20 protein-coding genes are annotated in these 25,680 nt (G+C 57.8%); 15 read left to right on the plus strand and 5 right to left on the minus strand.

Annotated features, from left to right (window positions below):
• Positions 1-43 precede the first annotated feature (43 nt).
• Complete coding sequence (locus ICM05_RS08740) at positions 44-895, minus strand: hypothetical protein (RefSeq protein ID WP_188024175.1); 852 nt, start codon at positions 893-895, stop codon at positions 44-46.
• A 505-nt stretch (positions 896-1,400) separates the two neighbouring features.
• Between ICM05_RS08740 and ICM05_RS08745 the strand changes: the two genes are divergently transcribed.
• From ICM05_RS08745 to ICM05_RS08780, 8 genes are all read left to right on the plus strand, one after another.
• The gene (locus tag ICM05_RS08745) at positions 1,401-1,976 is read left to right on the plus strand and encodes a hypothetical protein (RefSeq protein ID WP_188024176.1); all 576 of its coding nucleotides are present in this window, start codon (positions 1,401-1,403) and stop codon (positions 1,974-1,976) included.
• 192 nt (positions 1,977-2,168) lie between these two features.
• Entirely contained in the window at positions 2,169-2,435 is a 267-nt protein-coding gene (locus tag ICM05_RS08750; RefSeq protein ID WP_188024177.1) for a hypothetical protein, read from the plus strand.
• A 339-nt stretch (positions 2,436-2,774) separates the two neighbouring features.
• Positions 2,775-5,216 (plus strand): type I restriction-modification system subunit M, encoded by a 2,442-nt coding sequence (locus ICM05_RS08755; protein WP_353055864.1) that lies wholly within the window; start codon positions 2,775-2,777, stop codon positions 5,214-5,216.
• The gene (locus ICM05_RS08760; protein WP_188024178.1) at positions 5,213-6,394 is read left to right on the plus strand and encodes a restriction endonuclease subunit S; all 1,182 of its coding nucleotides are present in this window, start codon (positions 5,213-5,215) and stop codon (positions 6,392-6,394) included. The genes ICM05_RS08755 and ICM05_RS08760 overlap by 4 nt, the downstream gene beginning before the upstream one ends.
• The gene (locus ICM05_RS08765; protein ID WP_188024179.1) at positions 6,391-9,489 is read left to right on the plus strand and encodes a type I restriction endonuclease subunit R; all 3,099 of its coding nucleotides are present in this window, start codon (positions 6,391-6,393) and stop codon (positions 9,487-9,489) included. Before ICM05_RS08760 ends, ICM05_RS08765 begins: the two co-directional genes overlap by 4 nt.
• Positions 9,476-10,243: a M48 family metallopeptidase gene (locus ICM05_RS08770; protein ID WP_188024180.1), complete on the plus strand. Its 768-nt coding sequence runs from the start codon at positions 9,476-9,478 to the stop codon at positions 10,241-10,243. The genes ICM05_RS08765 and ICM05_RS08770 overlap by 14 nt, the downstream gene beginning before the upstream one ends.
• On the plus strand, positions 10,236-11,480 hold the full coding sequence (locus tag ICM05_RS08775) for an ATP-binding protein (RefSeq protein WP_188024181.1): 1,245 nt from the start codon (positions 10,236-10,238) through the stop codon (positions 11,478-11,480). Before ICM05_RS08770 ends, ICM05_RS08775 begins: the two co-directional genes overlap by 8 nt.
• Complete coding sequence (locus tag ICM05_RS08780) at positions 11,477-12,847, plus strand: hypothetical protein (RefSeq protein ID WP_188024182.1); 1,371 nt, start codon at positions 11,477-11,479, stop codon at positions 12,845-12,847. Before ICM05_RS08775 ends, ICM05_RS08780 begins: the two co-directional genes overlap by 4 nt.
• A gap of 44 nt (positions 12,848-12,891) precedes the next feature.
• On the opposite strand, the gene ICM05_RS08785 is transcribed toward ICM05_RS08780, so the two are convergent.
• The gene (locus ICM05_RS08785; protein ID WP_188024183.1) at positions 12,892-14,781 is read right to left on the minus strand and encodes an ATP-dependent endonuclease; all 1,890 of its coding nucleotides are present in this window, start codon (positions 14,779-14,781) and stop codon (positions 12,892-12,894) included.
• Positions 14,782-15,034: 253 nt separating this feature from the next.
• Here ICM05_RS08785 and ICM05_RS08790 point away from each other — a divergent pair, with 253 nt between their 5' ends.
• From ICM05_RS08790 to ICM05_RS08805, 4 genes are all read left to right on the plus strand, one after another.
• On the plus strand, positions 15,035-16,282 hold the full coding sequence (locus tag ICM05_RS08790; protein ID WP_188024184.1) for a prepilin-type N-terminal cleavage/methylation domain-containing protein: 1,248 nt from the start codon (positions 15,035-15,037) through the stop codon (positions 16,280-16,282).
• A 150-nt stretch (positions 16,283-16,432) separates the two neighbouring features.
• Positions 16,433-16,732, plus strand: coding sequence for a hypothetical protein (locus ICM05_RS08795; RefSeq protein ID WP_188024185.1), 300 nt, complete (start codon positions 16,433-16,435; stop codon positions 16,730-16,732).
• A 177-nt stretch (positions 16,733-16,909) separates the two neighbouring features.
• Entirely contained in the window at positions 16,910-17,095 is a 186-nt protein-coding gene (locus ICM05_RS08800) for a hypothetical protein (protein WP_188024186.1), read from the plus strand.
• 735 nt (positions 17,096-17,830) lie between these two features.
• Positions 17,831-17,986 (plus strand): hypothetical protein, encoded by a 156-nt coding sequence (locus ICM05_RS08805; RefSeq protein ID WP_188024187.1) that lies wholly within the window; start codon positions 17,831-17,833, stop codon positions 17,984-17,986.
• Here the strand turns inward: ICM05_RS08805 and ICM05_RS08810 are convergent.
• The gene (locus ICM05_RS08810; protein ID WP_188024188.1) at positions 17,983-18,744 is read right to left on the minus strand and encodes a helix-turn-helix transcriptional regulator; all 762 of its coding nucleotides are present in this window, start codon (positions 18,742-18,744) and stop codon (positions 17,983-17,985) included. The two genes, ICM05_RS08805 and ICM05_RS08810, sit on opposite strands and share 4 nt — an antisense overlap.
• A 169-nt stretch (positions 18,745-18,913) precedes the next feature.
• Here ICM05_RS08810 and ICM05_RS08815 point away from each other — a divergent pair, with 169 nt between their 5' ends.
• On the plus strand, positions 18,914-20,158 hold the full coding sequence (locus ICM05_RS08815) for an MFS transporter (protein ID WP_188024189.1): 1,245 nt from the start codon (positions 18,914-18,916) through the stop codon (positions 20,156-20,158).
• Between the two features lie 28 nt (positions 20,159-20,186).
• Here ICM05_RS08815 and ICM05_RS08820 read toward each other — a convergent pair whose 3' ends face one another.
• Complete coding sequence (locus ICM05_RS08820; protein ID WP_188024190.1) at positions 20,187-21,992, minus strand: lipase family protein; 1,806 nt, start codon at positions 21,990-21,992, stop codon at positions 20,187-20,189.
• Positions 21,993-22,086: 94 nt separating this feature from the next.
• On the opposite strand from ICM05_RS08820, the gene ICM05_RS08825 reads away from it, so the two are divergent.
• Positions 22,087-23,322, plus strand: a complete 1,236-nt coding sequence (locus tag ICM05_RS08825) for a GTPase family protein (protein WP_188024191.1) — start codon at positions 22,087-22,089, stop codon at positions 23,320-23,322.
• Positions 23,319-24,377 (plus strand): serine hydrolase, encoded by a 1,059-nt coding sequence (locus ICM05_RS08830; protein ID WP_188024192.1) that lies wholly within the window; start codon positions 23,319-23,321, stop codon positions 24,375-24,377. Before ICM05_RS08825 ends, ICM05_RS08830 begins: the two co-directional genes overlap by 4 nt.
• Positions 24,378-24,391: 14 nt before the next feature.
• Here the strand turns inward: ICM05_RS08830 and ICM05_RS08835 are convergent, their stop codons facing one another.
• Complete coding sequence (locus ICM05_RS08835; RefSeq protein ID WP_188024193.1) at positions 24,392-25,657, minus strand: FAD-binding oxidoreductase; 1,266 nt, start codon at positions 25,655-25,657, stop codon at positions 24,392-24,394.
• Positions 25,658-25,680 lie beyond the last annotated feature (23 nt).

Raw genomic sequence — 25,680 nt, forward strand, 5'->3', positions numbered from 1 at the left:
TGGGGAAAGAAGTGGAGCTGTGGGGGCCAGGACGCGCGCATCATCACGTGCCCGGCATTTTCGTCCGCTCAGGCGGAGACTCCGTGAAGATCTGCTGGCAGATACCGCACCCGATCGTGCCAGCACGCCACCAGCCACGAGCCATGCGAATAGTGCGCTTGCGGCCCTGCTCGTTTCTGCAGCCACACTGCGCGAACACGTACTTCTGTACCGCGACCTCAAGCGCAGCCTCTGGGGTCGACTCGGCCTCGGCTGGCGTGGACGGTGTGAAGTTCGGGAGCAGTCGCAGCTCACGCTCTACCTGCGAGATGAGGTCCGCGTAGGTTTCTGCGCCCTGTTCGGTGAAGCCGGTGGTCTGGAACCCGATATGGCTGCGTCCGCTGCGCTCCACCCGAAGCTCCAGACGCCGAGCAAGGTCAGCGAACCGCTTGTTGTGGTAGCGGTTCCCGCGGCCCGATGTGTCTCGGATGTCGTTCGCTTTGGCGTAGAGATGGACGAGTTCGTGGCAGATCGTGAGCACGATGTCCGAGGCAATAGCCGCAGTGCTGCTACCGGCGTAGACCCCGTGCCCGATATTGATGTGGATCTCATCGAAGGGTTGCTCGTTATAGGCCCATTTCTCTGGCGCGTAGAAGCCGAGCGCGCCAGAGCGCTGACCGTTTACGACAAGCAGTGCCTGGTCAAGGTAAAGATCGGGAAGACCGGGGAGCTGTAGCGCGCACCGCTGGGCTACTTCACGACCAACGAAGTAGCACGTCGCAGAGAGTCGGAGAAAACTCTCCTGGGCCTGCGTCCCGCTTGGTAGCTTTGAGCGTCCCGGGTTGGTATTTTCGTCCAGATGGGCGGAGACTCTCGCTGCGGATTCAACCGAAACGATGTCATTTTGAGCGGTCACAGTACCCCTCCTTTCAGGCTTGAACTTGGGCTACTTCAAGCCTGAAAGCAGAGCGGTTTTACTGAAACTCAATGATGGGTCAAAGCTTGACCTAATATTGAACAGTTGGAGTCGTCTGTCGTGACTCCCTATTCCAAAGAGGGGACGTATGGCGAGTGTCTTACCGCAGGATCAGCTCTTTGACCTTTGCGCTCGCGAGGGTGCGACTCCAAAGAACATCAGAGAGCGTGCACCCTTCTTAGAAACACTTCCGGCGACCCAGCACGCCCTCAGTTTGCTTCCCGTGGAAGGTTGGGGTGAGGCAGCCCGAGCGCTGCTAATTTGCGTTACGAGACCAGGTGGGGCTGGTGGGTTTGATGAGAGAATTTCCCTTTTCGTTGTGACGTGCCTCGCATTAGACGGGTCCATTGCTCCGCTCGGTCAGCGGCTCGATAATTTAATCGAGAGAAGAATCGAGAACTATCCCACATCTAGAAATACTTGGACGAAGATGCGACAGGTCGCCATGACCAAGCTCGCCGTCTCACTTCAAACCCTGCAGGAATACCCTTGCGGGTCTGAAGACTCTCTACGGGGTATAGCCCGTTTGATCGCAGCAAATGCTGCGTTGATCCGAAAGCACATGGCCCCGAAGCTCAGCAAAGACGAAGTGTTGCAGCTTCACCAGTTGGTCTTCGAAGAGTTGCCGAGAGTCAATGAATACTTCGAGTCCATCCGTATCGCGCCAACCGCATATGTAAAGAAACTGCAATGGGTTATCAGCGCGATTTCAAGAGGAGCCTACGCGCGACTGTACGAGGACCTCGGGCCAAGTGCCGCTGAGATCCTCGTTCCACCACGCTATGTCACGTCCTTTTTTGGGGATGTGCTGGGGAGCTATGACCCAGACGCCGAGGAGATTCAACTCATGGTGCGCGCGATCTCAGTGATCATGTTGGACACGGAAGGCCACGACCTCTGGAGGGAGGCATTCCATAGAGAGCGGCGAAGTGAGAGCCTGTCTCCCGGCATGCTCGAGCAACGGCGCCGAATCGCAAGCTATTTTGAGTCATGGATGTTCGCTAAGCCTTCAATGGTCTGAGCTGTGCTGCTATCGAACCTTCGCGGGACGTTTGACGCAATGTACACCAAGAGGGGCTATCTGAACTGTGTAGCGCTCATGCTTGCGTTCTTGCGCACATGCGTTTATAACAAGGGTTAGCTCGGATCGAGCGCATCTAGTTGGTGGTGCGCTCTCAGAGCAGCACTTCCCTGTCTTGCACGGAGGTGCACCATGTCAGTAAAGCGGATTTTCGTAAGAATTGAACGGCCAATTGTATTTGAGGTCGAGATTGCGCCGGAGAAGCTTGGGCTTTTCGGAGACGCGATTGACCTGCTCAACAAGGGGGTTTGTGACGATGAATTCCCGACGGCCCTCACAGAAGCTGAGATTGTAGAGATGCTCGGGCTTCCAGGCGAAGAACAGCTTGACACCCAAAACTTCTCGGTCACTCGAGGGTATCTGGCACCGTTCACTCTTCACGTTGTTCCCGAAGAATAATCGCCTGACAGCTACTGCCCGCCACCCTCAGAATGAGGGGGCGGGCAGCTTTCATTTCTAATGCTGGTTCCAGATCCAGCTATCAAGCCCTTATGTCTCGCCTAGGTCTTCACGAAAACACCTGTTCATGGGATAATCAAAGACAGATCGCAGTGTTTGGTCGCAGCGCATATGCTCCCGGCTGCATCAACTCGTCGACCGAGTGTCGGTGGCAACAGGTAACTTTGTTACCAGCGCGAGAGCAACGATATTAATGCGCCCTGAGCGCAGAGGAGAACATCACCAGATGAGCAGTACAGTCCGAGCGAACAATACGAAGACTCACGCGAGGGTGGTGGCGTGACGGTGGCTCTCAAGAAGTCGGATCTTTACTCGTCATTGTGGGCGAGCTGTGACCAACTCCGCGGCGGTATGGATGCGTCGCAGTACAAGGATTACATCCTCACGCTCCTTTTTGTGAAGTATGTCTCCGACAAAGCTAAAACTGACCGGAACTCGCTCATTGATGTTCCCGAGGGCGGCTCGTTCGATGACATGCTCAAGGCCAAAGGTGACAAAGAGATTGGGGATCGCTTCAATAAGATCATCGCCAAGCTCGCCGAGACCAACGGTCTCCGTAATGTCATTGACCAAGCTGACTTCAATGATGAAGAAAAACTCGGTAAGGGCAAGGAGATGCAGGACAGGCTCTCAAAGCTGGTCACCATCTTCAACGATCTAGATTTCCGTGGATCACGCGCTGAGGGCGACGACCTACTCGGAGACGCATACGAATACTTGATGCGGCACTTCGCAACAGAGTCAGGCAAGAGCAAAGGGCAGTTCTACACGCCTGCGGAAGTATCGCGTATTCTCGCGAAGGTTGTCGGCATCAACAGCCAGACTCGTCAAGATCAGACCGTGTATGACCCTGCGGCTGGATCGGGCTCGTTGCTCCTCAAGGCCGCGGCTGAAGCGCCGCGCGGGATGACCATCTACGGTCAAGAAAAAGACAACGCCACCTGGGCGCTATCTAAAATGAACATGATTCTGCACGGCAACGAGATTGCCGAGATCGCAAAAGGCGACACGATCACAAGCCCACAGTTCACGAACGGCAATCAGCTCAAGACATTTGATTATGTGGTTATGAACCCACCCTTCTCGGTGAAGTCGTGGAGTAATGGTCTTGAGAACGAGTATGACCGCTTTGAGTACGGTCGTCCGCCTGAGAAGAATGGCGACTACGCGTTCCTCCTGCACGCGCTCAAGTCACTCAAGAGCAACGGCAAAGGCGCGATCATTCTCCCGCATGGAGTGCTGTTCCGAGGCAATGCCGAAGGTGTGATCCGCAAACGTCTCCTCAAGCAAGGCTTCATCAAGGGCGTCATAGGTCTCCCCGCGAATCTCTTTTACGGAACGGGTATCCCGGCATGCATCGTGATCGTTGACAAGGAGAATGCGCAAGCTCGCAGTGGTGTCTTTATGATCGACGCTTCCAAGGGCTTCATCAAAGACGGCAACAAGAACCGTCTGCGCAGCCAGGATCTGCATAAGATCGTTGACACGTTCAATAAGCAGATCGAGACCGAGCGCTACTCACGTATGGTGCCGATGAGCGAGATCGCTGATCCAAAGAACGACTACAACCTCAACATTCCGCGCTACATTGATTCCTCCGAACCAGAGGATCTGCAGGATCTCAACGCGCACCTGAATGGTGGCATCCCAAACGTTGACCTTGACGCACTCGCGCCTTACTGGGAGGCCTTCCCGCAGCTTCGCGATCAGCTCTTCAAACCAAACCGTCCTGGATATAGCGACCTAGATATTGATGTCGCCGATGTCCAGCAGACGATCCTTGACTCCATTGAGTTCAAGGAGTTTGCCGCAGCTGCCCGGACGCTCACCGGAGATTGGTTCACATCGCATCGTGACGCACTTGCCGCGATTGACGAGAACACTGAGCCTGCTGAACTCATCGAGACAATCAGCGACGACTTGCTTGAGCGATTCAAACCTGTGTCGCTACTTGATGAGTACAACGTGTATGAGCAGCTCCTGACCTATTGGCACGAAACGATGCACGACGATGTTTACCTGGTCATGGCTGACGGCTGGAAGCAAGCGGCGATGCCACGACTGACAATTAATGACAAGGAACGGAAGCTCACTGAGGAGCCAGACTTGACGATCGGCACCGGCAAGAACGCTCAGAAGTACAAGATGGACCTCGTTCCTCCGTCGCTAATCGTGGCGCACTACTTTGCAGAAGAGCAGGCCAGAGTAGACGAGCTCAATGCACAGCTTGAAGCTGCTTCTGCTGCGGTGACAGAACATGCCGAAGAACACGGCATCGATGAGGCACTGCTCTCGGAAGCAACCAATGACAAGGGTGCGTATACCAAGCAACTCCTGACCACCGCAGTCAAGGAGGCGAAGTCCACACACGACAACGAGACTCTTGTGTGTGCGAATGAAGCGCTCGCGCTCGTTAATGCCGAAGCGTCAGCTAAGAGGGCCGCCAAGGACGCACAGTCGCAGCTCGACCTCGCCACGCTCAAGAAATACGGTGAGCTCGCTGAGAACGATATCAAGGCGCTCGTGCTCGACGACAAGTGGAACGCCACTGTTAGACAGTGCGTAGCAAGAGAAGCAGAAGCACTCACTCTTAATCTTGTTTCCCGCCTCCAGCAGCTGGGTGAGCGCTATATCGAGACGACCGCTGATCTCAGTGCCGAATTAACAAGGCTCGAAAAGAAGGTTTCGGACAGTCTTGCGGCCATGGGGGTTGAGGCATGACAACTGCGCCCCCCTTAATAGCTGACTGGAAAGAGGTAGAGCTAGGTGACGTGTGCCCACCCGGTGGGCTCGTTAGAGGCCCGTTTGGAGGCTCTCTTAAGAAAAGCGACTTCGTACCTACTGGCTTTCAAGTGTACGAGCAGCGACACGCAATATGGGGCCCCAAAACCGAAGCTCGCTACTTCATCGATGCTCGCAAGTATAAAGAGATGCAGCGCTTTGCCGTCGAGGCAGGTGATTTTATCGTAAGTTGCTCGGGAACGATCGGTCGGATTTCTCGTATCCCAGGATCAGCGGCACCAGGCATAATCAATCAAGCACTACTCAAGATCCGAGTAGACGAACGAGTAATCGACCCACTTTTCTTCTTGACCCTCTTCGGATGGGAGATGTTTCAAGAGAAGATCTTGGACAGCACGCAAGGTGGGGCGATGCAAAACTTAGTGGGCATGCCTGTATTCAAGGCTACAAAACTTGCTTTACCGCCGATGGCAGAGCAACAGGCGATAGCGACCGCTATCTCCAGCATCGGTGAACTGATCACCACCCTCGAGCATCTCATCGCCAAGAAGCAAGCGATCAAGCAAGGCATGATGCAGCAGCTTCTGACTGGTCGAACCCGGCTACCGGGTTTCGAGAAGAAATGGCAACTACGGAAACTAGGCGAATTGCTGGGCTATGAGCAGCCCGGACCGTACCTTGTGTCGAGTACCGATTACTCCGATACAGGTGTGCCAGTGCTCACAGCAGGAAAGACTTTTGTCTTGGGCTACACAGCGGAGCAAAAAGGCATCTATGAAAACCTCCCGGTCATTATTTTTGATGACTTTACTACCGCCTCCAAATTTGTTGACTTTCCGTTCAAGGCTAAGTCTTCAGCTATGAAGATGTTGAAGGCTTATCCGGGAGTAAACCTTCGATATATTTTTGAGCGCATGCAGTTGATCGATTTCAATCCAGTTGACCATAAGCGTCGTTGGATCGCTGAGTTCAGCAAATTTGAAGTTGAAGTCCCAGAAACGGATGAACAGTCAGCGATCGCTGGGATCATCGAAGCGGCTGACGCAGAGATTAAGGCCCTGCAGCGACGTCTCGAGAAAGTCCGCTTCATTAAGCAGGGCATGATGCAACAGCTCCTCACTGGACGCACGCGCCTACCTGTGGAGGCTGTCTCATGAGCGACGTAGGACAAATCGAACGCTTCGCTCAGAACCGCGTAGTCAAGCTGTTTAAAGACCATCTTGATTATGACTACCTCGGCAACTGGGAGTACCGCGAGAACAACTCGAACATCGAGCAGAGTCTGCTCGTTCAGAACCTCAAAGCGCGTGGCTACGAAGACAACCTCATCACCCGCGCTCTTGATCACCTGGGTAAAGCGGCTTCAGTCGGTGGCAGCCACGATCTCTACGACGCCAATCGCGAGGTCTACAACCTATTGCGCTACGGCGTGAAGGTAAGGCCAGGCGTCGGTGAGCAAACCGAAACAGTCTGGCTTATCGACTGGGCAAGACCAGAAGCTAACCACTTCGCTGTAGCCGAAGAAGTTACGGTGCTCGGGCAGCACACCAAGCGCCCCGACGTCGTTCTGTATGTCAACGGTCTGGCCCTCGGCACAATCGAGCTAAAGCGCTCTAAAGTCTCAGCAAGTGAAGGCATCCGCCAAACGATCGGGAACCAGAAACCCGAGTTCATTCGCTCGTTCTTCTCAACTGTGCAGTTCGTTTTCGCGGGTAATGATGTTGAGGGGCTTCGTTACGGTGTCATCGATACGCCCGAGAAGTACTGGCTGGAGTGGAAAGAGCCAGCTGCTCCTGGCACACAAGCTCTGGGTCCGCTCGATCAATCACTTCTGCAGATGTGCGCGAAAGATCGCTTTCTCGAATTGATCCACGACTTTATCGTTTTCGATTCAGGCTGGAAGAAAGGTCCACGCCACAACCAGTACTTCGGAGTGAGAGCAGCTCAAGAGCGCATTGCAAGGCGTGAGGGCGGCATCATCTGGCACACCCAAGGATCAGGTAAGAGCCTGACAATGGTGTGGCTGGCGAAGTGGATCCGTGAAAATCAGCCGGACTCGAGAGTCCTCCTGATCACCGACCGTACTGAACTCGATGAACAGATCGAGAAGGTCTTTAATGGTGTCAACGAACAGATCTACCGTACAAAGAGCGGTGCCGATCTTCTCGAGAATCTGAACACAACCAGCGAGTGGCTCATCGGCTCCCTCGTGCATAAGTTCCGTGGTTCCGACGATGATGCTGATCTGGATGAGGCGGGGGCGGACTTCATTGCGCAGCTCAACTCGAAGATGCCGAAGGACTTCAAAGCCAAGGGCAACATATTCGTCTTCGTTGACGAGGCGCACCGTACTCAGTCAGGCAAGATGCACGCTGCGATGAAGCAGCTGCTCCCGGACGCGATGTTTATCGGCTTCACTGGTACGCCGCTACTAAAGGCTGACAAAGCCACTAGCATCGAGACCTTCGGCTCTTTTATTCATACCTACAAGTTCGACGAAGCAGTCAGTGACGGCGTGGTACTGGACCTGCGTTACGAAGCACGCAATGTCGACCAGCATCTGGCATCACCGGAGCAGGTAGACAAATGGTTCGAGGTTAAAACTAGGGGCATGACCGACCTCTCCAAGGCTGAACTCAAGAAGCGTTGGGGCACTATGCAGAAAGTCGTCTCCAGCGAACCGCGTGCCAAGCAAATAGTCAACGACATTCTGCTTGACATGGAAACGAAGCCACGTCTCATGGATGGGCGGGGCAACGCCATGCTCGTCGGTGCCAGCATCTACCAGGCGTGCAAGTTCTACGAGATGTTCGTCGCTGCAGGCTTCAAGGGCAAGTGCGCTATTGTCACGAGCTACACACCAAACGCCAGCGACATCTCGAAAGAGGACTCTGGCGAAGGCAAGACGGAGAAAATCCGTCAGTATGACATCTACCGCAAGATGCTCGCGGACTACTTTAGTGAGTCCGAAGACCAGGCCATGAACAAGGTCGAGCAGTTTGAGAAAGAAGTCAAAGAACAGTTCATCAAGAACCCCGGCCAGATGCGCCTCCTCATCGTGGTCGACAAGCTTCTAACTGGTTTCGACGCACCTTCCGCTACCTATCTCTACATTGATAAGACAATGAAGGACCACGGTCTCTTCCAGGCCATCTGTCGCGTCAACCGCCTCGATGGCGACGATAAAGACTACGGCTACATCATCGACTACCAGGACTTGTTCAACTCCCTCAAGGGCGCGATATCGGATTACACATCTGGTGCGCTCGATGGCTATGAAAAGCAAGACATCGAAGGGCTCCTGAGCAACCGCATCGACAAAGCGCGCGAAGATCTTGATGACGCACTCGAGCGAGTTCGTGGGCTTGTTGAAGCAGTTGCGGCACCAAGGGGAACCCTTCAGTATCAGCAGTACTTCTGCGCCCGGGAACCAGGCAGTGTCGAGCAGCTCAAAGTCAACGAACCAAAGCGCGTCGAGCTTTACAAATCCGTGGCTGCCGTAACTCGTGCATACGCCAACATCGCCAACGAAATGACAGCTGCCGGATACACGGAAGCTGAGGCTGCAGCGATCAAGTCGGAGATTGCCCATTACATTGATGTCCGTGCCGAAGTGAAGCTCGGTGCAGGTGAAGATGTTGACTTCAAACAGTACGAAGCTGGGATGCGCTTCCTGCTTGACACATACATCCAAGCCAGTGCATCAGAGACGGTCTCCCACTTTGATGACACTGGGCTCATCGACCTCATCGTCAAACTCGGTGCGGGTGCGATTGACAAGCTACCATCTGGCATCAGGAATAGCCCCGAGGCAGTCTCCGAGACGATCATCAACAACATGCGCAAAGTCATCATTGATGAGCGTGCGATGAACCCGAAGTTCTACGACAAGATGAGTGAACTTCTCGACGCCATTATTGAAGAGCGCCGCAAAGCTGCCATTGAGTATGAAGAGTTTCTCGCGAAGATCCTTGAAGCTGCCAAGCAACTCGGCACGAAAGAATCAGACACTAAATATCCCGACTGGGCGGCCAACGGAGCACAGCGGGCTGTGGTTGATTTCCTCTGGCCCCGAGACGACATCGCCCTAGTGCTTGACTATGAGGTTCGGCAGTCGAAGCCGGAAGCTTGGGTGGGCAATCGCATGAAGGAACGTGTCGTGCGGAATGCTATCGAGCGCGCAGTTGGTACCGACTTTGACCAGATCGAAGAACTCTTTGACCTCGTGAAGGCGCGAGATGAGTACCGCTAACGCCTACCTCACAGTCCGAGGCATCGATATTGATGTCGTCTACAAGGACATCAAGAACTTGCACATTGGCGTCTACCCTCCGATGGGGCGCGTGCGAGTAGCTGCCCCGCAGCGGTTTGACGACGACCAGATCCGCATAGCAGTGGTGCAGCGGCTCCCCTGGATCAAGCGTCAACAGGCGCAGCTCAAAGAAGCCCCGCGACAGACAGAACGCGAAATGATCACCGGTGAATCGCACTACGTCTGGGGCAACCGACTCAGACTCAAAGTGGTTGAGCGACCTGGTCGGGTGCACGTTGAGGTCGATGGTGATCGGCTGGTCATCTACACCGCCCCTGGTTCAACCGTGGAGTCACGACGCACAGCACTCGACCGTTGGTACCGTGAGCAGCTACGCCAGGCGATTCCTCCGCTGATCGAGAAGTGGGAGAACGAACTCCAGGTGGCTGTCCCCAAGTGGACGATCCGACGCATGAAGACCAAGTGGGGCTCCTGCAATAGGGAGTCGCGGCACCTCTGGTTCAATCTTGAACTTGCGAAGAAGCATCCTGATTGCCTTGAGTACATTGTCGTCCACGAGATAACGCACTATTTTGAACGTCACCACGGCGAACGCTTCACTGAGCTTATGGACAAGCAGCTCCCTGATTGGCGGGTTCGGCGAGAAGAGTTGAATGGGTCACCGCTTGCGAGCGAGGAGTGGGGCGTAAACGAACAATCTGAACGACGAAAGGCGCTACCAGCGAATGTCTGAATCGGATCTCACTGGCATCATGGGCAACCTAGTTAAGGCGACACGCGTTGATGCTGATAACTGCACATTGCACTACCGGATGCAAGACGGTCAGACGGGACGTGTCACTGGATTGGCGAATCTGGAAGTCGTGTCCATTGGTGACCTTCTCATTCTGGGTATCAATGGCTGGGAGCGGGCTCCAGACGAGATCTGGAACGAGCAGAAACTAGTTGCAGTCGTAAAGAGCGTGATCGATGACGGGGACACCCTTGTAGTAGATACTGATATGCGCCTCAGGAGTATCTCGAACCCCAAGGGAGTTGTCTTCAGGCCGGGAAATACAGTTGAGTACACCGACTTCGATGGTGCGCTTCGGGTGATCTCCGAAACGCCAATTCGCAGCAACACCTTTGGTCAAGAGACTGAGCTGGAGGACATCCGGAAGGAATATCTGTGGGACGCGAAGAGCCTGGGGGCGGGATTTAGCGATTTTGGCGGGTATCCCCTAGTCAAGGAGCGCGCTCAGGAGCTGATTGAGACACAGCTGGAGCGGCGTGAGAAATTGGAGAAGATTGGGGCACGACCTGTAAAGGGCGTGCTTTTCACAGGACCGCCCGGGACCGGTAAGACTCATCTCGCTCGTATTATTGCCAGAGAATCTGGTGCCGACTTCTTTTTGATCAGTGGCCCTTCAATCGTCAGTAAGTGGGTTGGTTCTTCTGAAGACAACCTGCGGAAGATCTTCGAGGCTGCGGCGAGTAGTGACTCCGGCAAAGCCATCATCTTCTTTGACGAAATTGACAGTATTGCCGAGCGTCGCGGCGGTGATTCACATGAGTCTTCGAGGAAACTGGTCGCGCAGTTCTTGACGCTCATGGACGGTTTTGACGATAGAGGCAAGAGCGTTGTAGTTATCGCGGCAACGAATCGTATCGAGTCCCTTGATCCTGCTCTTACACGGCCAGGACGGTTTGATTGGGAGATTGAGTTTGGGCTTCCCGATAGGCAAGACAGGTTTGAAATCTTGCTGGTGCGAGCCAAGACGCTTCTAACTTCAGGCGAATTACCGCTAGAGGATGTTGCTGTTCTTACTGAAGGTTGGTCAGCTGCCGAACTTACTGCAATTTGGACTGAAGCGGCCTTGGTCGCAGCTGGCGATGACAGAGAAGCAATTTCTCCCGAAGATCTCGCCATGGCTTACGAGCGGGTAGCTCGAAGGCCGAGACGGGAACTTGTAAAGGAGAGTGCGGGATGAGTATTAAGAGTTGGTGGCAAAACCGCTGGGGTAAGCCAAAGAAGCAAGAGCCGGAGGGTAAGTCCGACGAGTTCAGCAAGGAGAATCTGCGCGAGTTCGTCTATTTAGACGAAGTGAGCCTCAGAAGTCTGCTTTCTTCCCTCAAAGGCGACCTAAGGGACGGCACCTCCGAAGACTCAAGCGATACTCTTGAACTCGAAGCCGAGGCCATGGTTGAGGCGAATACCCCACTCGTCGGAAAAGCAGGGGCGTCTTCACGTTTTCAAACGTCAAACAGTAGCTCCATCCAGACGTCACGAAAAGCAACGGTGCAGTCGTGGTTCCGAGACTTTCGCACGATCGAAGGTATTCGCCTCGTCGAGAAAGCGACGCCCACGAAGGCAGCAACCGATATTGAAGCCTTGAAGAGAACCGATGACACCTCATTGAAGGTTGCATCTCGTGACCTTGTGCGAGGATCGCTAGTCGAATTCCGTGTTGAACTCGCAGCTGATCCGGTCTACCACTTGAGTACGGTTACATCCGAGCTTGCAGGCATGGCAGATGACTACCCTGAGATGTTCGCAGCAGGAGGCGGAGCAGAGGTGCTGCACGAGCTGGCTCCAGTCAGAAAGGTGCTGGAACGACTTCTGGCTGGACTCGTTCCAATCCGCGCTACATCTCTGGATTATGTTGTTATCCAGCTGGACGGAACCGAGTACGTCGTACATAAGGAACTCATCCAGGGACTTGACCTCAATTCCGAACCGCTGCAAATCGTTGGGGTCACGGAGCTTCTTGCCTATTGGAAAGACCTGCGGCGTGTCATCTTCTCGGAAGCAGAATTCACTCTTCTCGCGCGCATCTCTCGAACAGGCATTCAGTCCTCATGGACGCCGGTCAAGCTCGCTGATATTTTCAGAGAGATGGTGCCGCAGCTGGTTGCGCAAATCAATGCAGCTGGGAAGGTACCTTTTGCTCCGCAAGTGGACGAAACAAGCCCGGTCATGCACAAGCTGCGAGAAGCGTTAGCTCACTATGCAACCCACGCCCTGGCACTTTCTGGCACGGTACTCGAACACCCAGACCAAGCGGAGTTGGCATACCTTATCGAGACACTTAAGGTGCGCGTCGCGTCAATTTCAGATCAGCGTTCAGCGTTTAAGGTACTTCATCGGTGGATTGAAGGGCATGTCAGCGAGGGGATCTCGTCAGAGCAGAGCTATGAGCTCCGCGAGACAGCGCGCGACGAAACCGGGCTGTCTCTGTTTCCAGCGTTGGATACATCAGTAGCTAACGCTTCAGTCCAGATTGGTTCTGAACAGAAGGAAGTGCAGGTGGAACGAGAGCGACTTCTCGACGTGGAGATCATCGCAATCTATTGGTAGGCCATTCCCTTGGGTGTCAACGTGCCGAAGGGGTCGTGCATGACTTAGCTCCGCTGCTCCCGACAGGCTCTTGCAAGCACTTCTTCGAATACAGGTGGAACTGTTCCACCAGCGCTAAGAGTGACTCGACGGTAGGCCCCATGATTCTTCCTGGCTGAAACCCCGCTGGCTGTTTCAAGTTCGCTTAGCTCAGTCATCCATTCAGGCCAATTGTTCTGCAGATATCCTTCAAGATGGTCCTCGAAGATAGCTACATTTTCCTCAACGGTCTCAGAAGGGAAATCCACCTCGGGGAGGCCAAAGTAGGTGAGGAGGTTTCGATTCTCACGGATATGATTCTGCACATCTACCGCGATCTTTGCAATGTCCTTCCCGTTTGCAGTGGCGCGAGCTTCGTGCCCGGCATCTGCGTCAAAGAGGGCGTACACAGGCACGCCAAGCTCATCGAGGATTGCATGTGCCAACGGAATGTTCATTTTGCCTGACACTGGCACAATGGAAAGGCCCAAGGCTTCGAGACTACCCACGCCGCTGCGATCACCAAGGCCGTAGAACACTGCGCATTCCGTTGTTCCTTCGACCAAGAACGCGCGATCTGCGAAAATTGCAGTTGAAAGCTGGTTCGAGATTGTGCCGTCGAGCTGACTCTCGACGGACGAAGAATTGATCGTGCCGTTCAGTCGAATCTTTACGTCATCCAGCGTTGCCGAGTGCACGGTGACTTCGGGCTGTTCAGCTCCCGAGCGAGTCATGCGTCGCACTTGGTGGAACTTTTGCGCCTCAATGAAGTAGGGGCTGTGTGTCGCGTAGGTCACCTGAATGCTCTTTGAGTCATCCTCCGCAAGGGTGCGAAGTACCTTTGCGAATGCCTGTGCCTGGATGGGGTGTTGGAATAGCTCCGGCTCTTCGATTGCCAGGCAGATGACTCCTTCTTCCCCAGCGGCCCCAGATTGTGCGAGCATCTGCAGAGCTGAGATGAGAAGGGTGCGCTGGAAACCGTGCCCCTGTCGCTCGACAGAAGTCTCGGTGCTCCCGTCCAAGATGGAGACTTGGAAAGTAGTGCGCGGAGCTTTGAGTTCTACGTCGGCGGGTTTCACTGAGACAGAGCGCCCCGGGGTGTAGCCTTCAACGACGACATTCAAATCTGAAGTTATTTGGGCGAGTTGTTCGCCAAACGCCTCGTCATAGACGGCCTGTTGGTCGCGACGGCTCTGCTCTACGATCTCAGTAACACGCTCGTCCGCGAGCGTGCGATCCACAGAGCGCTCCAAGATACGCCCAATAATCGTGGACTTCGCATCTTGAGACTCTTCGCTGGCGCGGAGATCCGCCGTCACGAGAACGAAGTCAAAGAGGCCGTTCATCTTGGCGTTGCTGTTGAAGCCAAAGAAGTTGGTTTGGACCTCTGGAACGTCCTCGAGGAGGTCGATATGCTCCGCCTCCCACTCCGTCATCGCCTCCTCTGCCGCCGTACCCGACGAGGCAGCACGAAGGTTCAGCTCGGGTGAACTGTCACGAAGCTCCTTGTAACGGTTCTTCTTCTCGGTCGCATTCGGAGCATTCTTGATTGGTGTAAATGGAGGGAAACCCTTGGCGTTTGCAGACAAGGTCTCAGCGCCGTCTGACGTGCGAGTCTTCCACGCAGTGAAGGTATCCATCTCAGCGGTGACATATTTTCCGAGCACCTGCCTGTCAGCGGCGGTGAGAGAGTCAAATGTGACCTGCACCTCAATCGGCTGGTCGACTGCACCGTAAGAGCAGTCTTCATTCGTAAGGTCACCACCCTTGGAGCCATTGAAGAACCAGTCCAGTGCGCGAAGTACCGTCGACTTACCAGCACCGTTTGGCCCAATTAAGGTCGTGATGTCATCGAATTCGATCTCTACATCCTTGAGGGATCGGAAATTCTTGACAGATATATTTTTGATTCTCATCAGGCTCCATTATGACCGAGCTTTGAAGTAAGTCAATGAACACGTTTTCTTCACAAGCGCGCCGCGTGCCATCTCTACCGAAAGAAAGAAAGCAAGGCTACAAGCCTTTGTTGTGCGGAAGTATTTTGAAGCACAGATTTCACTAATGCATAGGTCGCACAACGCACAATGAGCGCCCCTCCAGCCGTTGACTTAACCCCGCTCATGCTTCATAGTAAGCGGCAGAATTTAGACATAAGCAGGAATATTATGCATGAGAGGGACATCTCCACAAACACCACGCACGACTGAAACAACCAAGCGGCTGGGTTTAGCGCTCGATCGACTCTCTGGGCTTCACCGTGGTTCTACCCATCGTGGCTTCACCATCGTAGAGCTCCTCATTGTGGTCGTAGTCATTGCTATCTTGGCTGCGATAACCATCGTGGCGTATAACGGCATTACCGCTAACGCCAAAGAATCTGCCCTCAAGGCAGATCTCAACACCACAGCCAAGAAGGTCGGTATCGCTCAAGCAGAAACCGGCACGTACCCAAGCTCAAAGCCTGCCGGTCTCCCTGACTCCATTCAGTACTCTCAAACCAACTCAGGCCAAGGCTTCTGCGCCACTGCATCCAAGGACGGCAAGGCCTTCCACATCACCCAGGATGGCACCATCCAGAGCGGTGCTTGTTCTGGCCACACTATCGCCGGAGGTGGCGGTGGCGGAGGCAATGAAATCGCTGCCAACTCACCAATCCAAAACGTCACACAAGCCCAGTGCCAAGCCCTTCCAGAATTCACAGGCAGCAACACCAGTGCCATCCGTACCGTCACTGACAACCGCGGTGGCACAACAAGAACATACGAAATAGCCAAACTCGCTGACGGCAAGTGTTGGATGCTGACTAACTTGAAACTTGGCTCTACGAGCGGATCAATTACCCTCACCCCAGGCGACAGTAATGTTGCTAGTAACTTTACGTTGCCACAGCTCAACGATGGTAGTCGCTCAGTGATCTGGGAAGGATCTGGCAACGACTACGACACGCCATATGCCTACGGCCCCGTCCCTGGTGACACAGGTTTAGGTGCCACTAACTATGGCTATCTCTACAACTTCTCAGCAGCAACTGCCGGAGAAACGCAAGTCTCCCTCATCACCGGCAACGCCTCGCACTCCATCTGTCCGGCTAACTGGCGACTTCCAACCGGTGGATCTCCAAGCAGCGACTTCGGGCAGCTGGATGTGGCCTTTGGTGGTACTGGCAGTTACGCAGGCAATGGAGAGACAAACATAGCCAAGTGGCAACCGAGCGGACCGTTTAGAGGGTCGTTATCCGGCAACTGGCGCAGCGGCTTCCGCGATCAGGGTGGCGGGGGTGACTTGTGGTCGGCTTCAGCCACCCCGGACGACCCGGACGGCGCCTTCTACGCGCACTTCGGTCCGGACGTCGTCAACCCGGGCGGTAGCTACGGCTACCGGTACTTCGGTCTCGGGGTTCGCTGCCTCTTAAATTAATCTCCGATGGGGTTGAGCCCAACGGGTGAGACTCCGGAGGGATTAATTTGTAGTACCCCACAAAGCAAGGTGAGCGTAAGGGAGTGACCACGACCGCACCCACCGCGTCGACTGGTCAGGCTCCAGGAAGTTTTCGGGCAAGGAGGCCATATGGAAGATAAACAAGGCTGGCTCAAAGAGGAGCTCGCCAAGGCATATAGATCTGCCCGCCTAGGAAAAACAAAGAAGCCAGAGGTTATGGAGTTCGACAAGATTGCCGCCGCAGAGATGTCGGCACTTGCCAGTGAGATTCATGGCCGCCGCTACACGCCGAGGCCATCAACAGCTGGCGTAAAAGAAAGGGTACGCTCTACCGCATTCGCAGGCTTGACCACCATATCCGCTCAGAGAGGCGGAACTGCAGCAGGGAGACCTATGTTCTCAAGCTTGATTTGCAGGGCTATTTCATGAGTCTTGATCGCAAGCGACTCTACACCCGGGCTCTATGGGGGGGGGGAGCGGCAATTTCCAGATGGAGGTTACGCGTTTCAGGCATGTCATTACCTCTGGAAGAGGAGTGGCCGCCAAGACCTCACCGCTATTGGCACGCTGATAGCGGTGCATTGAGCGGTATCGGCAGGGTGTCCTGTGAGAGGGTCGTTCTCCGGCAACTGGAACGACGGCTTCAACGATCAGGGTGACGCGGGTAACTTATGGTCGGCTTCAGCCAACCCGGGCAACCCGGACAACGCCTTCAACGCGAACTTCGATCCGAGCAACGTTAACCCGGGCGATGACAACAACAACCGGAACAACGGGATCGGGGTTCGCTGACTCTTATTGCGCTGGGGAGGGCGTTAACCGTCTGGTCAAGCGTTTTCACGCTTACTTCTCAATATTGCCGCTTCACTCTTACTGCGCATTGCGATCCCCGCGCGCTGCAGGTGCTTGCCTACTGCACTACTGCTGAATCCCAGTGCTTTGGCAACTCCAGCGCACGATAGTCCCGATTCGTAGAGATCTACCATTTTGGTGACTATATCTGCGCCAATAGGAGTGTACTTCCGGATCTTGATACCGTTCCGGCGGAGAACGTCAGTGACAGTTCTCAGTGGGCGATCCGTCTGGCGGCCAACTTCGCTCGCCGATAAGCCTTGCTCATATAACTCAAGGATTCGAGCTGTCTCCCGTCCGGTCACGTACTTATACCGTGAATCGTGATAGGTGCGCGTATCTGTGCTCTCAAGAAGGTCGCCTGAAGCTCGAAGCTTAGCTTTCAAGGGGCGGAGTGCGTCGTTAACCTTGGTCAATTTGTTTGTGTTGCAGGCACTCAGGCGCACCACGTTACACACACAGGGAAGTAGCTTTTCGGAGCCACTTCCATGTGTTCGTTTTTGGCGGCTTACGCGCGTGGGCGAGCAGCCTGCCGATCAGAAACTACCTGCCGCTGCTCCCACTGGACAGGCAAGACGCATAGCAGGCTCAAGGTTGTTTCAAGAACACGGTAAGGTACCCCACATGTGCCAGTATCAGTCGACTTGTCCGACAACACGCCACCGCCCAGGAACGGTGTGTCCAGAGCGTCACCGCATCCAGAAGCACAACCGCAAGGTCGACGAGCATAACCGTCAAGTAGATGCAGAGAACCGAGCTGCACTCATCACTGTGGCGGTAGTAGTCGTCATCGCAGCAGCGACTGCTGTGTGGTGGTTCTGGCTCCGCTAAGGAGCACCCGTAAGCGACCGCTGATACCGCCCGGGCGTCTGCCCGACCAGCGCGGTAAACGCGTCGATGAACGCGCTCGGGTTCAACCACCCGCAGGCGAGCGCAGTCTCGGTAACTGACCGGCCGGCGGCCAACAACAGCAGCGCGTGATGCACCCGCAGCTGGGTTCGCCAGTGTACGAAGCCCATTCCAGTCTCGGCACGGAACAGCCGATTCAACGTGCGCTCACTCGCCCCGACCCTGCGTCCGAGTTCGGCGAGCGTGGCAGGGTGCGTAAGGTCGGCCTGCACCAACCTGGTCACCGCGAGGAGCCGGTCATCCTCGGGCACGGGCAGGTGCAGCGGCTGTTCCGGGGCGGCAACCACGTCGTCGATGATGACCTCGCGCAGCCTCGTGAGGGATTCGACGGTGTGACGCCGATCCGCGTCCGTCGCCGCAAGCATAGCCTCGCGCGCGAGCGGGGTCATCACTAATACGGCAGAGTGCGCGGGAAGCAGAGCCGCGAGCGAAGCATCGAGGAAGATCACTCGCATGTCTGTGTGGCCGTGGGCGCGGTGCGCGTGCTCGAAGCCGCCTGGAACCCAGATGACGCGGTTGGACGGCGCGATCCATGACCCGTGCCGGGTGACGACCGACAGAACGCCCGTCGCGGGATAGACGAGGTGGCCTTGCGTGTGGGTCTGCGTGGGCGTGCGCTCATCATGCCCGAGCAGCAGGCTGAGCTCGGGATCGAATCCATCGTGGCGGGTTTCAGTCATTATCCGTCAGTTTATTGGTGGCACGCCAACCGCGCGAGCGGGTTCACTGGGGAGGAGAGTCACCGGGCAGATCCGCTTGGTGACTTTCGTATTTCCCGGAAAGGGCACCAGAGTGAACCTCGCCTCCCCCAGCACACCACGCACCAAGCCAGTGCCAACCGTGACAACCGTGACAACCGCACAGCCCACCCGCTCACGCTGGAGCCTTGCGTTGCTCGCGGCGGGACTCATGTTGATCGCCCTCAACATGCGTCCTGGCATCGCGGCGATTGGCCCGGCGCTGCTGGAGATCCGCACCGATCTCGGATTGTCGGCAGAGGTCGCGAGTTTCCTCACGACAATTCCGGTGTTTGCCTTCGGCGTCTTTGCGTTCTTCACGCCTGTGCTCGTGCGCAAGCTCGGCACGCACCGCTTACTCGGCCTCACGATGCTCGTGTTGGCCGCGGGAATCGCCTTGCGTCTCGCGCCGTCAATGCTCTGGATCTTCGCCGGTACCGTCTGCATCGGCGCCGCAATCGCGGTCACAAACGTGGTGATGCCCGCGGCAATCAAGCAGGATTTCGCTTCGCGTTCCGCCCTCATGATGGGCTTCTACTCCACGGCGATGTTCGTCGGCGCATCTGCTGCATCTGGCCTCACCGCTCCCCTGGCTGTTGCTGCCGGCGGTTGGCGCCCCGCTGTCGGCGTCTGGGCGCTGCCTGCGCTGGCCGCGTTCCTGCTATTCCTTCCCCAGATGATTCGCCCACGCGAAGTGGGCGCGGATCCGGCAGCCCGCACCACCGACACCACACCCGCGAGTTCAGCATCACGCGCGACACCACGGCTCCGAGATCTCTTCACGGATCGCGTCGCGATCGCCATCACGATCCTCATGGGCACTCAGAGCCTGTCATACTACGTGAGTCTCACCTGGTTCCCGGCGCTCCTGCAGGATTTCGGTGTGGACAAGAACACCGCTGGCCTCCTGATCGCGTTCACTGCGCTCCCCGGCCTCGTTGCGTCACTGTTCACGCCGATGATCGCGCAGCGTGTCCGCCCCACGTGGGTCCCGTTTGTCGTGGCGGCACTCCTGCCGGCCTCCGCGTACCTCGGGCTCGCGTTCTCGCCGTTGCACGGCACCTACCTCTGGATGACGCTGCTCGGCCTCGGCCAGGGCGCTGCGATCGGTTTGGCACTCACCTACATTGTGTGGCGCTCACCCGATGTGCAGACGACGGCGCTCGTGTCGACGATGTCACAGGGCTTCGGCTATCTCCTGGCCGGCCTCGGCCCAATTCTCTTCGGCGCACTGCACTCCGCAACCGGGTCATGGGACGCTCCGCTCTGGCTCCTTGGCGGGATTCTCGTACTGCAGGTCGTTGCGGGCATCGCAGTGAGTCGTCCCCGCATGGTGCTGGCTGGGCCGGTCGCATAGGGCGCGGATCGCGCAGCAGCACGCCCCATCAGCAGGTCGGGGCGAATTCAGCGCCGGTGAATCGATCCGCCGTCCACGCGATGAGGTCGTCTGGCAGCGCAGAGCTGTCACCAACGACCCCCATGTGGTCGAGGCCGGGATACGTGCGATATTCGATGGCCTGTCCCGCTGCGCAGCGATCCGCCACGAACTGCGTTTGCACCGCGGGAAGCACGAGCGTGTCTCCCCCGCCCTGGCCGATGAATACGGGTGCGTCGATGAGCCCAGTCGGGGTGTTCTCCGCAGCGCGCTCGAGCAGCGGACCGTGTACCGGGTCGCCACGCCACACGGTGCCGTCTGCGAGCAGGGCGGTTGCGATGGAAGCGAGCGTTCCTGGGTCAGTGAGGCAGCGCTGGGCGTACTCGTCGACGAGGATCCGCGCACCTGGTCGCACGTATGCTCCGAGCGTGACATCGTCGTAGGTGTCTGCGTATGCGGTGATCATGAATGCGCCAAAGACGCTTCCGACCCGCGTTTGGGTGAGTCCGGAAAGCAGCGCGGGAAGGTCGCTCGCGGGCGCAAGTGCCGCGACGCCGACGATGTCGAGCTCGGGTGCGTAGTGTGCGGCGAGCCCACCAGCCCAGAGGGCAGCGTGTCCGCCCTGCGAGTGTCCCCAAATGGTGGTCTTCGTACCAAGGTGTGCGGCCTCAAGCTGCTGTGCAGCGCGCACCGCGTCCAAGACATTGCGGCCAGCCGGTTCGCCCACGAGATACCCGTGGGTGCCCTGCGTACCGAGCCCCGCATAGTCGGTCGCGACAATGGCCCACCCCTTGGCAAGCACGGCGTCTGCGTTCAGCAGCGCACCGGCCTCGAACGGATGTTCCAGTAGCGAAGGTGCGCATCCGGTTGCCGCACCGGTCGTGCCGTGCGCCCACGCGATCACGGGTGCGTCCGGTATCCCAGACGGTGCCACCACGAGTGCAGATGCCACGGCGGTGCTGCCGTCAGCGTTGGTCGTTGAATACAGGATGCGCCAGCCCGCGCTGCCAGCGGGGATGTCGGTCGCGAACGGTTCTGATCGAATCAACGTGCCCGGTTCCTCCGGAATGTGCGCCGGTGCTGCGTAAAAGCCATCGGGTTGCGGCGTGCCAGAGAGCTTCGCGCTCACCCAGAATGAGCCGAATGCGAGGGCGCACACGAGTCCTGCAGCGATCGGCCGCGCCCATCGGCGCCCGCCACGGGAGGTGGCGCCCGGCAGTGTTTCCCTGCCGTCGCCAGCCGCGCGGGTGCGCTGATCACGCAGTGCTCGCACCGCACGCGCGATATTCTCCACCCCAAACAGGACGAGCTGCACACCAAACACTGCGGCGAGCGCGAAGACCGAGAGGTCCGGCCAGGTGAACGCGACGATGCCGAAGACGATCCAGGCGATGGCGAAGCAAAGGTCCGCGAGCCAGCCGTCTGGGCGGGCCAGGAGTGACTGTGTGAGCTTGACTGCACCGCTGATCACCAGTGCGGCGGCGAGGATCAGGGTGAGGAATGAAATGGTGAGGGCCGGTACGAGGAGTACTGCCGCTGCGCCAAGGCACCACGCGGTTCGGGCGGCGATGGAGAGTACGCGGTGTGCGGGTTTGCCTGTGCCTGCACGTGAGCTTGGCAGGAAGGCGTTGAGGAGCATGCCGCACGCGATGAGGATCACGAGCACCCGCAGTGAAGCAAATGGGGTAAGCGTGAGTATCACGCCACCGACGACTGACACGATGCCGAGCAACAGTCGGAACTGTGCTGATTGTGCCCAGCGCCAGTTCTGGCGGTCAATGACTCGTCCGTATGCGGCGCTGAACACTGAGGTCATAATTTCACAGCTTACGCGCGCCCCAGCCTCAGGCGATGCATAGTAGTAGATGTATCGTTCTCCGAAAGTGTCTGAGCGAAGAAGGAGCCACCCCATGCCTCACGAAGAAGAGTCCAATCAGACTTCGTTGCCCGCTTCGTTTCCGGTGGATAACGCTCCTGTTTCGAAGGCAACTCCGCCCAACGCACAAAAGCGAGGCGCGTCTCCACTTGACCCGAGCGCGTTCATCGAATCTCGCAGCACTGCGCAGGCGGAGTTTGGGCGCTTCAATCTCGCGGTGATTGGCGGGACAGGCGTGGGAAAGTCATCGCTCGTGAACGCGGTCTTTGGTCGAAATCTCGCGAAGACGGGGGCCGGCCTTCCAGTCACACGTGGCGTGAAGTACTACCAGGACGATTCACTGGGTATCTGGGATATCGAGGGCTTCGAGATTGGCTCGTCGGTGTCGCCGCGTGAACAGCTGCGGCAGCACCTCGCTGAGATCGCGAAGCATCCCGCCGATACGCAGATCGCAGTGGTCTGGTACTGCGTGAAAGCCAATGACGCCCGTCTCACTCCCGCAGATATTGAGATGATTCGTGAGCTCGATGCGAGCGGGCTGCCGGTCATGTTGGTGCTCACCAAGGTGGACTGGGATCGCAACCCGATCACCGGCGCACGACGACCAGTGAAGGCGCTCGCTGAGTTCATGGACTGGCTCGAGCATCCCGAGGACAATGGCACGCCCATCGACATCCCCTACCAGCGAGTGATGCCGACCTCGACGATGGACCGCGACGGAAAGGGCACGGGTCACGGACTCGGTGAACTTGTTGAAGAGACGCTGGCGCTCTCACCCGAACGCGCCAAGGATTCCTTTCGCGTCGCCCAACGACTCAACCTCCCGTGGAAGCGGGAAATGGCGCGCACCGCGACCAAAGCTGCCGTGGCGGCCGCTGGCGCAGCTGCCGCAGTCCCGCTTCCGCTTGCGGACGCCGTGGTCCTCGCGCCGATCCAACTCGGACTGATGGGGCGGATCGCTGCCATCTACGACCTTGATCTCACGACGATGATGTCAGCTGCCGGCCTTGCGCAGGTGGGCGTACAGTTTGCCGGGCGCGCGCTCGCGAGCAGCTTTTTAAAGCTCATCCCTGGCGCGGGCAGCGTCCTCAACGCCGGTGTCGCTTCGGCACTGACCGCTGCAACCGGTGAGGGGTGGACGCGGCTCTGCGAACAGATTCACACCGGAAAGCTCGACATTTCCAAGGTGGAGAGTTCCTGGGGCGCCTACGCGCCGAGCTACCTCGAGGTGGTCCGCGGTATCCTCACGCAGCGCGGGACACAGCGATGACCGGCGCACGCTCGACAGACACGCTTGACGATCTGCTCCAGCGTGCGATTTCCCCCGGTGTCGGATGCGGTGCCGTTCTCCTCACCGCCGTCGACGGTGCATTCGTCAGCGACTATGCGCTAGGCACGACGCGTCGGTACGACAACGTCGGCATACCCACCACACTGCCTGGCACACCGGTCACCCGAGACACGGTCTTTGACCTGGCGTCAGTGACCAAGCCGCTCGTCGCGGCAACCCTCCTCACCGAGCTTGCGGAGCGCGGCTACGGGCCGGAGCTGCCCGTAGCCGAGGTACTTCCCGAATTTCGCACGCCAGACACCCACGCGCTCACCGTCGGCCATCTCCTCACCCACACCTCAGGGTTCACGCCAACGTGGCCAGATCGCAGACCCGACCCAGGCGGTCGTCGCTTTCGCGCAGCCGCACGACCAAGCCGCGCCCCCATGCTGCAGCACGAATACTCGTGCCTGAACTTCATCTGGGCCGGATATCTCGCTGAAGCGCTCGCCGCAGCACCGCTCCCTGCACTCGTCACGCAGCGGGTGCTTGATCCGCTCGGCATGCGCAACACGGGTTACCTGCCGGCGCCAGAGCGTTGGCCGAGCATCGCGGCGACCGAGTATCAGCCGGGTCGCGGCATGGTGCAGGGAGAAGTGCACGATGAGACCGCGTTTGCGCTCGGCGGCGCGGTGGGCAACGCTGGCGTCTTCGGTACCGCCCCTGACCTTATGCGCTTCGCAGAGGCAATACGCACCGGCGTCGGGCTGCGTCCCCAGGTCCACGGGTGGCTCACCGAACCCGTACCGCTTCCGGCGGGTGCTGCCTACGCCCACACCTATGGCCTGCGCAGCGCAGAAGCCTGGTGCGCGGCAACTCCACGCACGGCAGTCAGCCACACCGGTTTCACCGGCACCGCATTCCTCACGGAGCCTGGCGGATCGTTTTCACTCGTCCTGTTCACGAACCGCGTGCACCCCACCAGAACGCAGACAGCGCTGCCGACCATGCGCGCGAGCATTGTCGCGGCGGCGGTCAGCAGCGCTGGCGTATAGCGGGGCGCGGATCCCTAGCGGCGCACCGCGAACGGCGTCAGGTCAAGGTTCTTCCCCTTCACCTGAGTGACGCGGTTCGCGACAAGGTCTGCGACAACCTCACCGGTCACGGGACCGAGCGAGAGGCCGTGCATGTTGTGGCCAGACGCGACGATGACGTCTGCGCGACCCGGCACACGACCGAGCAGCGGCATGCCGTCTGCCGTCATGGGGCGCGGACCCACCCATTCATCGGTGCGGTTGTCCCAGTCGCCACCGGTAATGAGGCCAGCTGCCGCACGAGTGAGCACGTCAAAGCGGTCGCGGTTCATGCGGGTGGGCTGCTGGTCGAACTCCATCATGCCGACGATCCGCAAGCGGCCGTGCATGGGGATGGCGACGCAGTGGCGGTCCATCGCGTGAATGAGGGTCGACGGCATCGTCTCGACGGGCACCGTGAAGCTGTAGCCCTTGCCGGAGACCACCTTGGTCGAGCGCACGCCTGAGCGTTGCAAGAACGGCGTGGTCCACGCGCCAGCGGCGACGACCACCTTGTCACCGGAGATCGTCACGGGTTGGCGAATCTCGTCTTCGCACTCAACGCTCGCGCCCTGGCCAAGTCGCAGCGCGGTGAGTCCGGTACGCACATCCGCACCAGCTGCGCGAATGTGGTCGCCCAGGCTCGCAACGAACGTCACGGGATCCAACGAGAACTCTGCCGGCAGCATGAAGCCACCGGTGACGCCGGGGTCAAGCGTTGGCTCGTGGGCCGCGAGTTCGGCATTGCGCATGATCTTGCCAGGCGCCTCGCCCCAGCCAAGGTCGGCACGACGCTGGTAGCCTGCGTGCGCTGCCTGCAGTGCACCCTCCTCTGAGCAGGTCATGAGGTAGCCGTCACCGCCACCTGAGATGTCGATACCGTCTGCGGCCATGCGATGCATCGCGGGCAGGATCTCGCCAGAGAACTGGGCGAGGGCTGCCGATCCGCGCGCCGTGCCGCGCTTACCCGACGCCTTGATGAAGCCGAGGCCGAAACCGGCGAGCGCGGGGAGGCGCAACGCGTCGATCGAGAGGTATGAAGAGCGCGTAAACACGCCACGCAAGACGTCACGTGCGGTGTTCGGTGACGCGAGCGGAGCAACCTGCTGCGGCGTGAGTTCGCCAGCGTTGCCAGTGGCAGCGCCAGCGCCGAGGTGATCGCGTTCGATGATCGTGACGCGGTGACCGTCGCGCAGCAGCGCATACGCCGAGCTCAGACCGATGAGGCCGCCACCGACCACGACAACGTGCTGTTTCTTCAATTCAACTCTCCTTCGAGCGAGCG

The organism is Leucobacter sp. cx-42 (genome assembly GCF_014529985.1).
Lineage (GTDB): Bacteria > Actinomycetota > Actinomycetes > Actinomycetales > Microbacteriaceae > Leucobacter.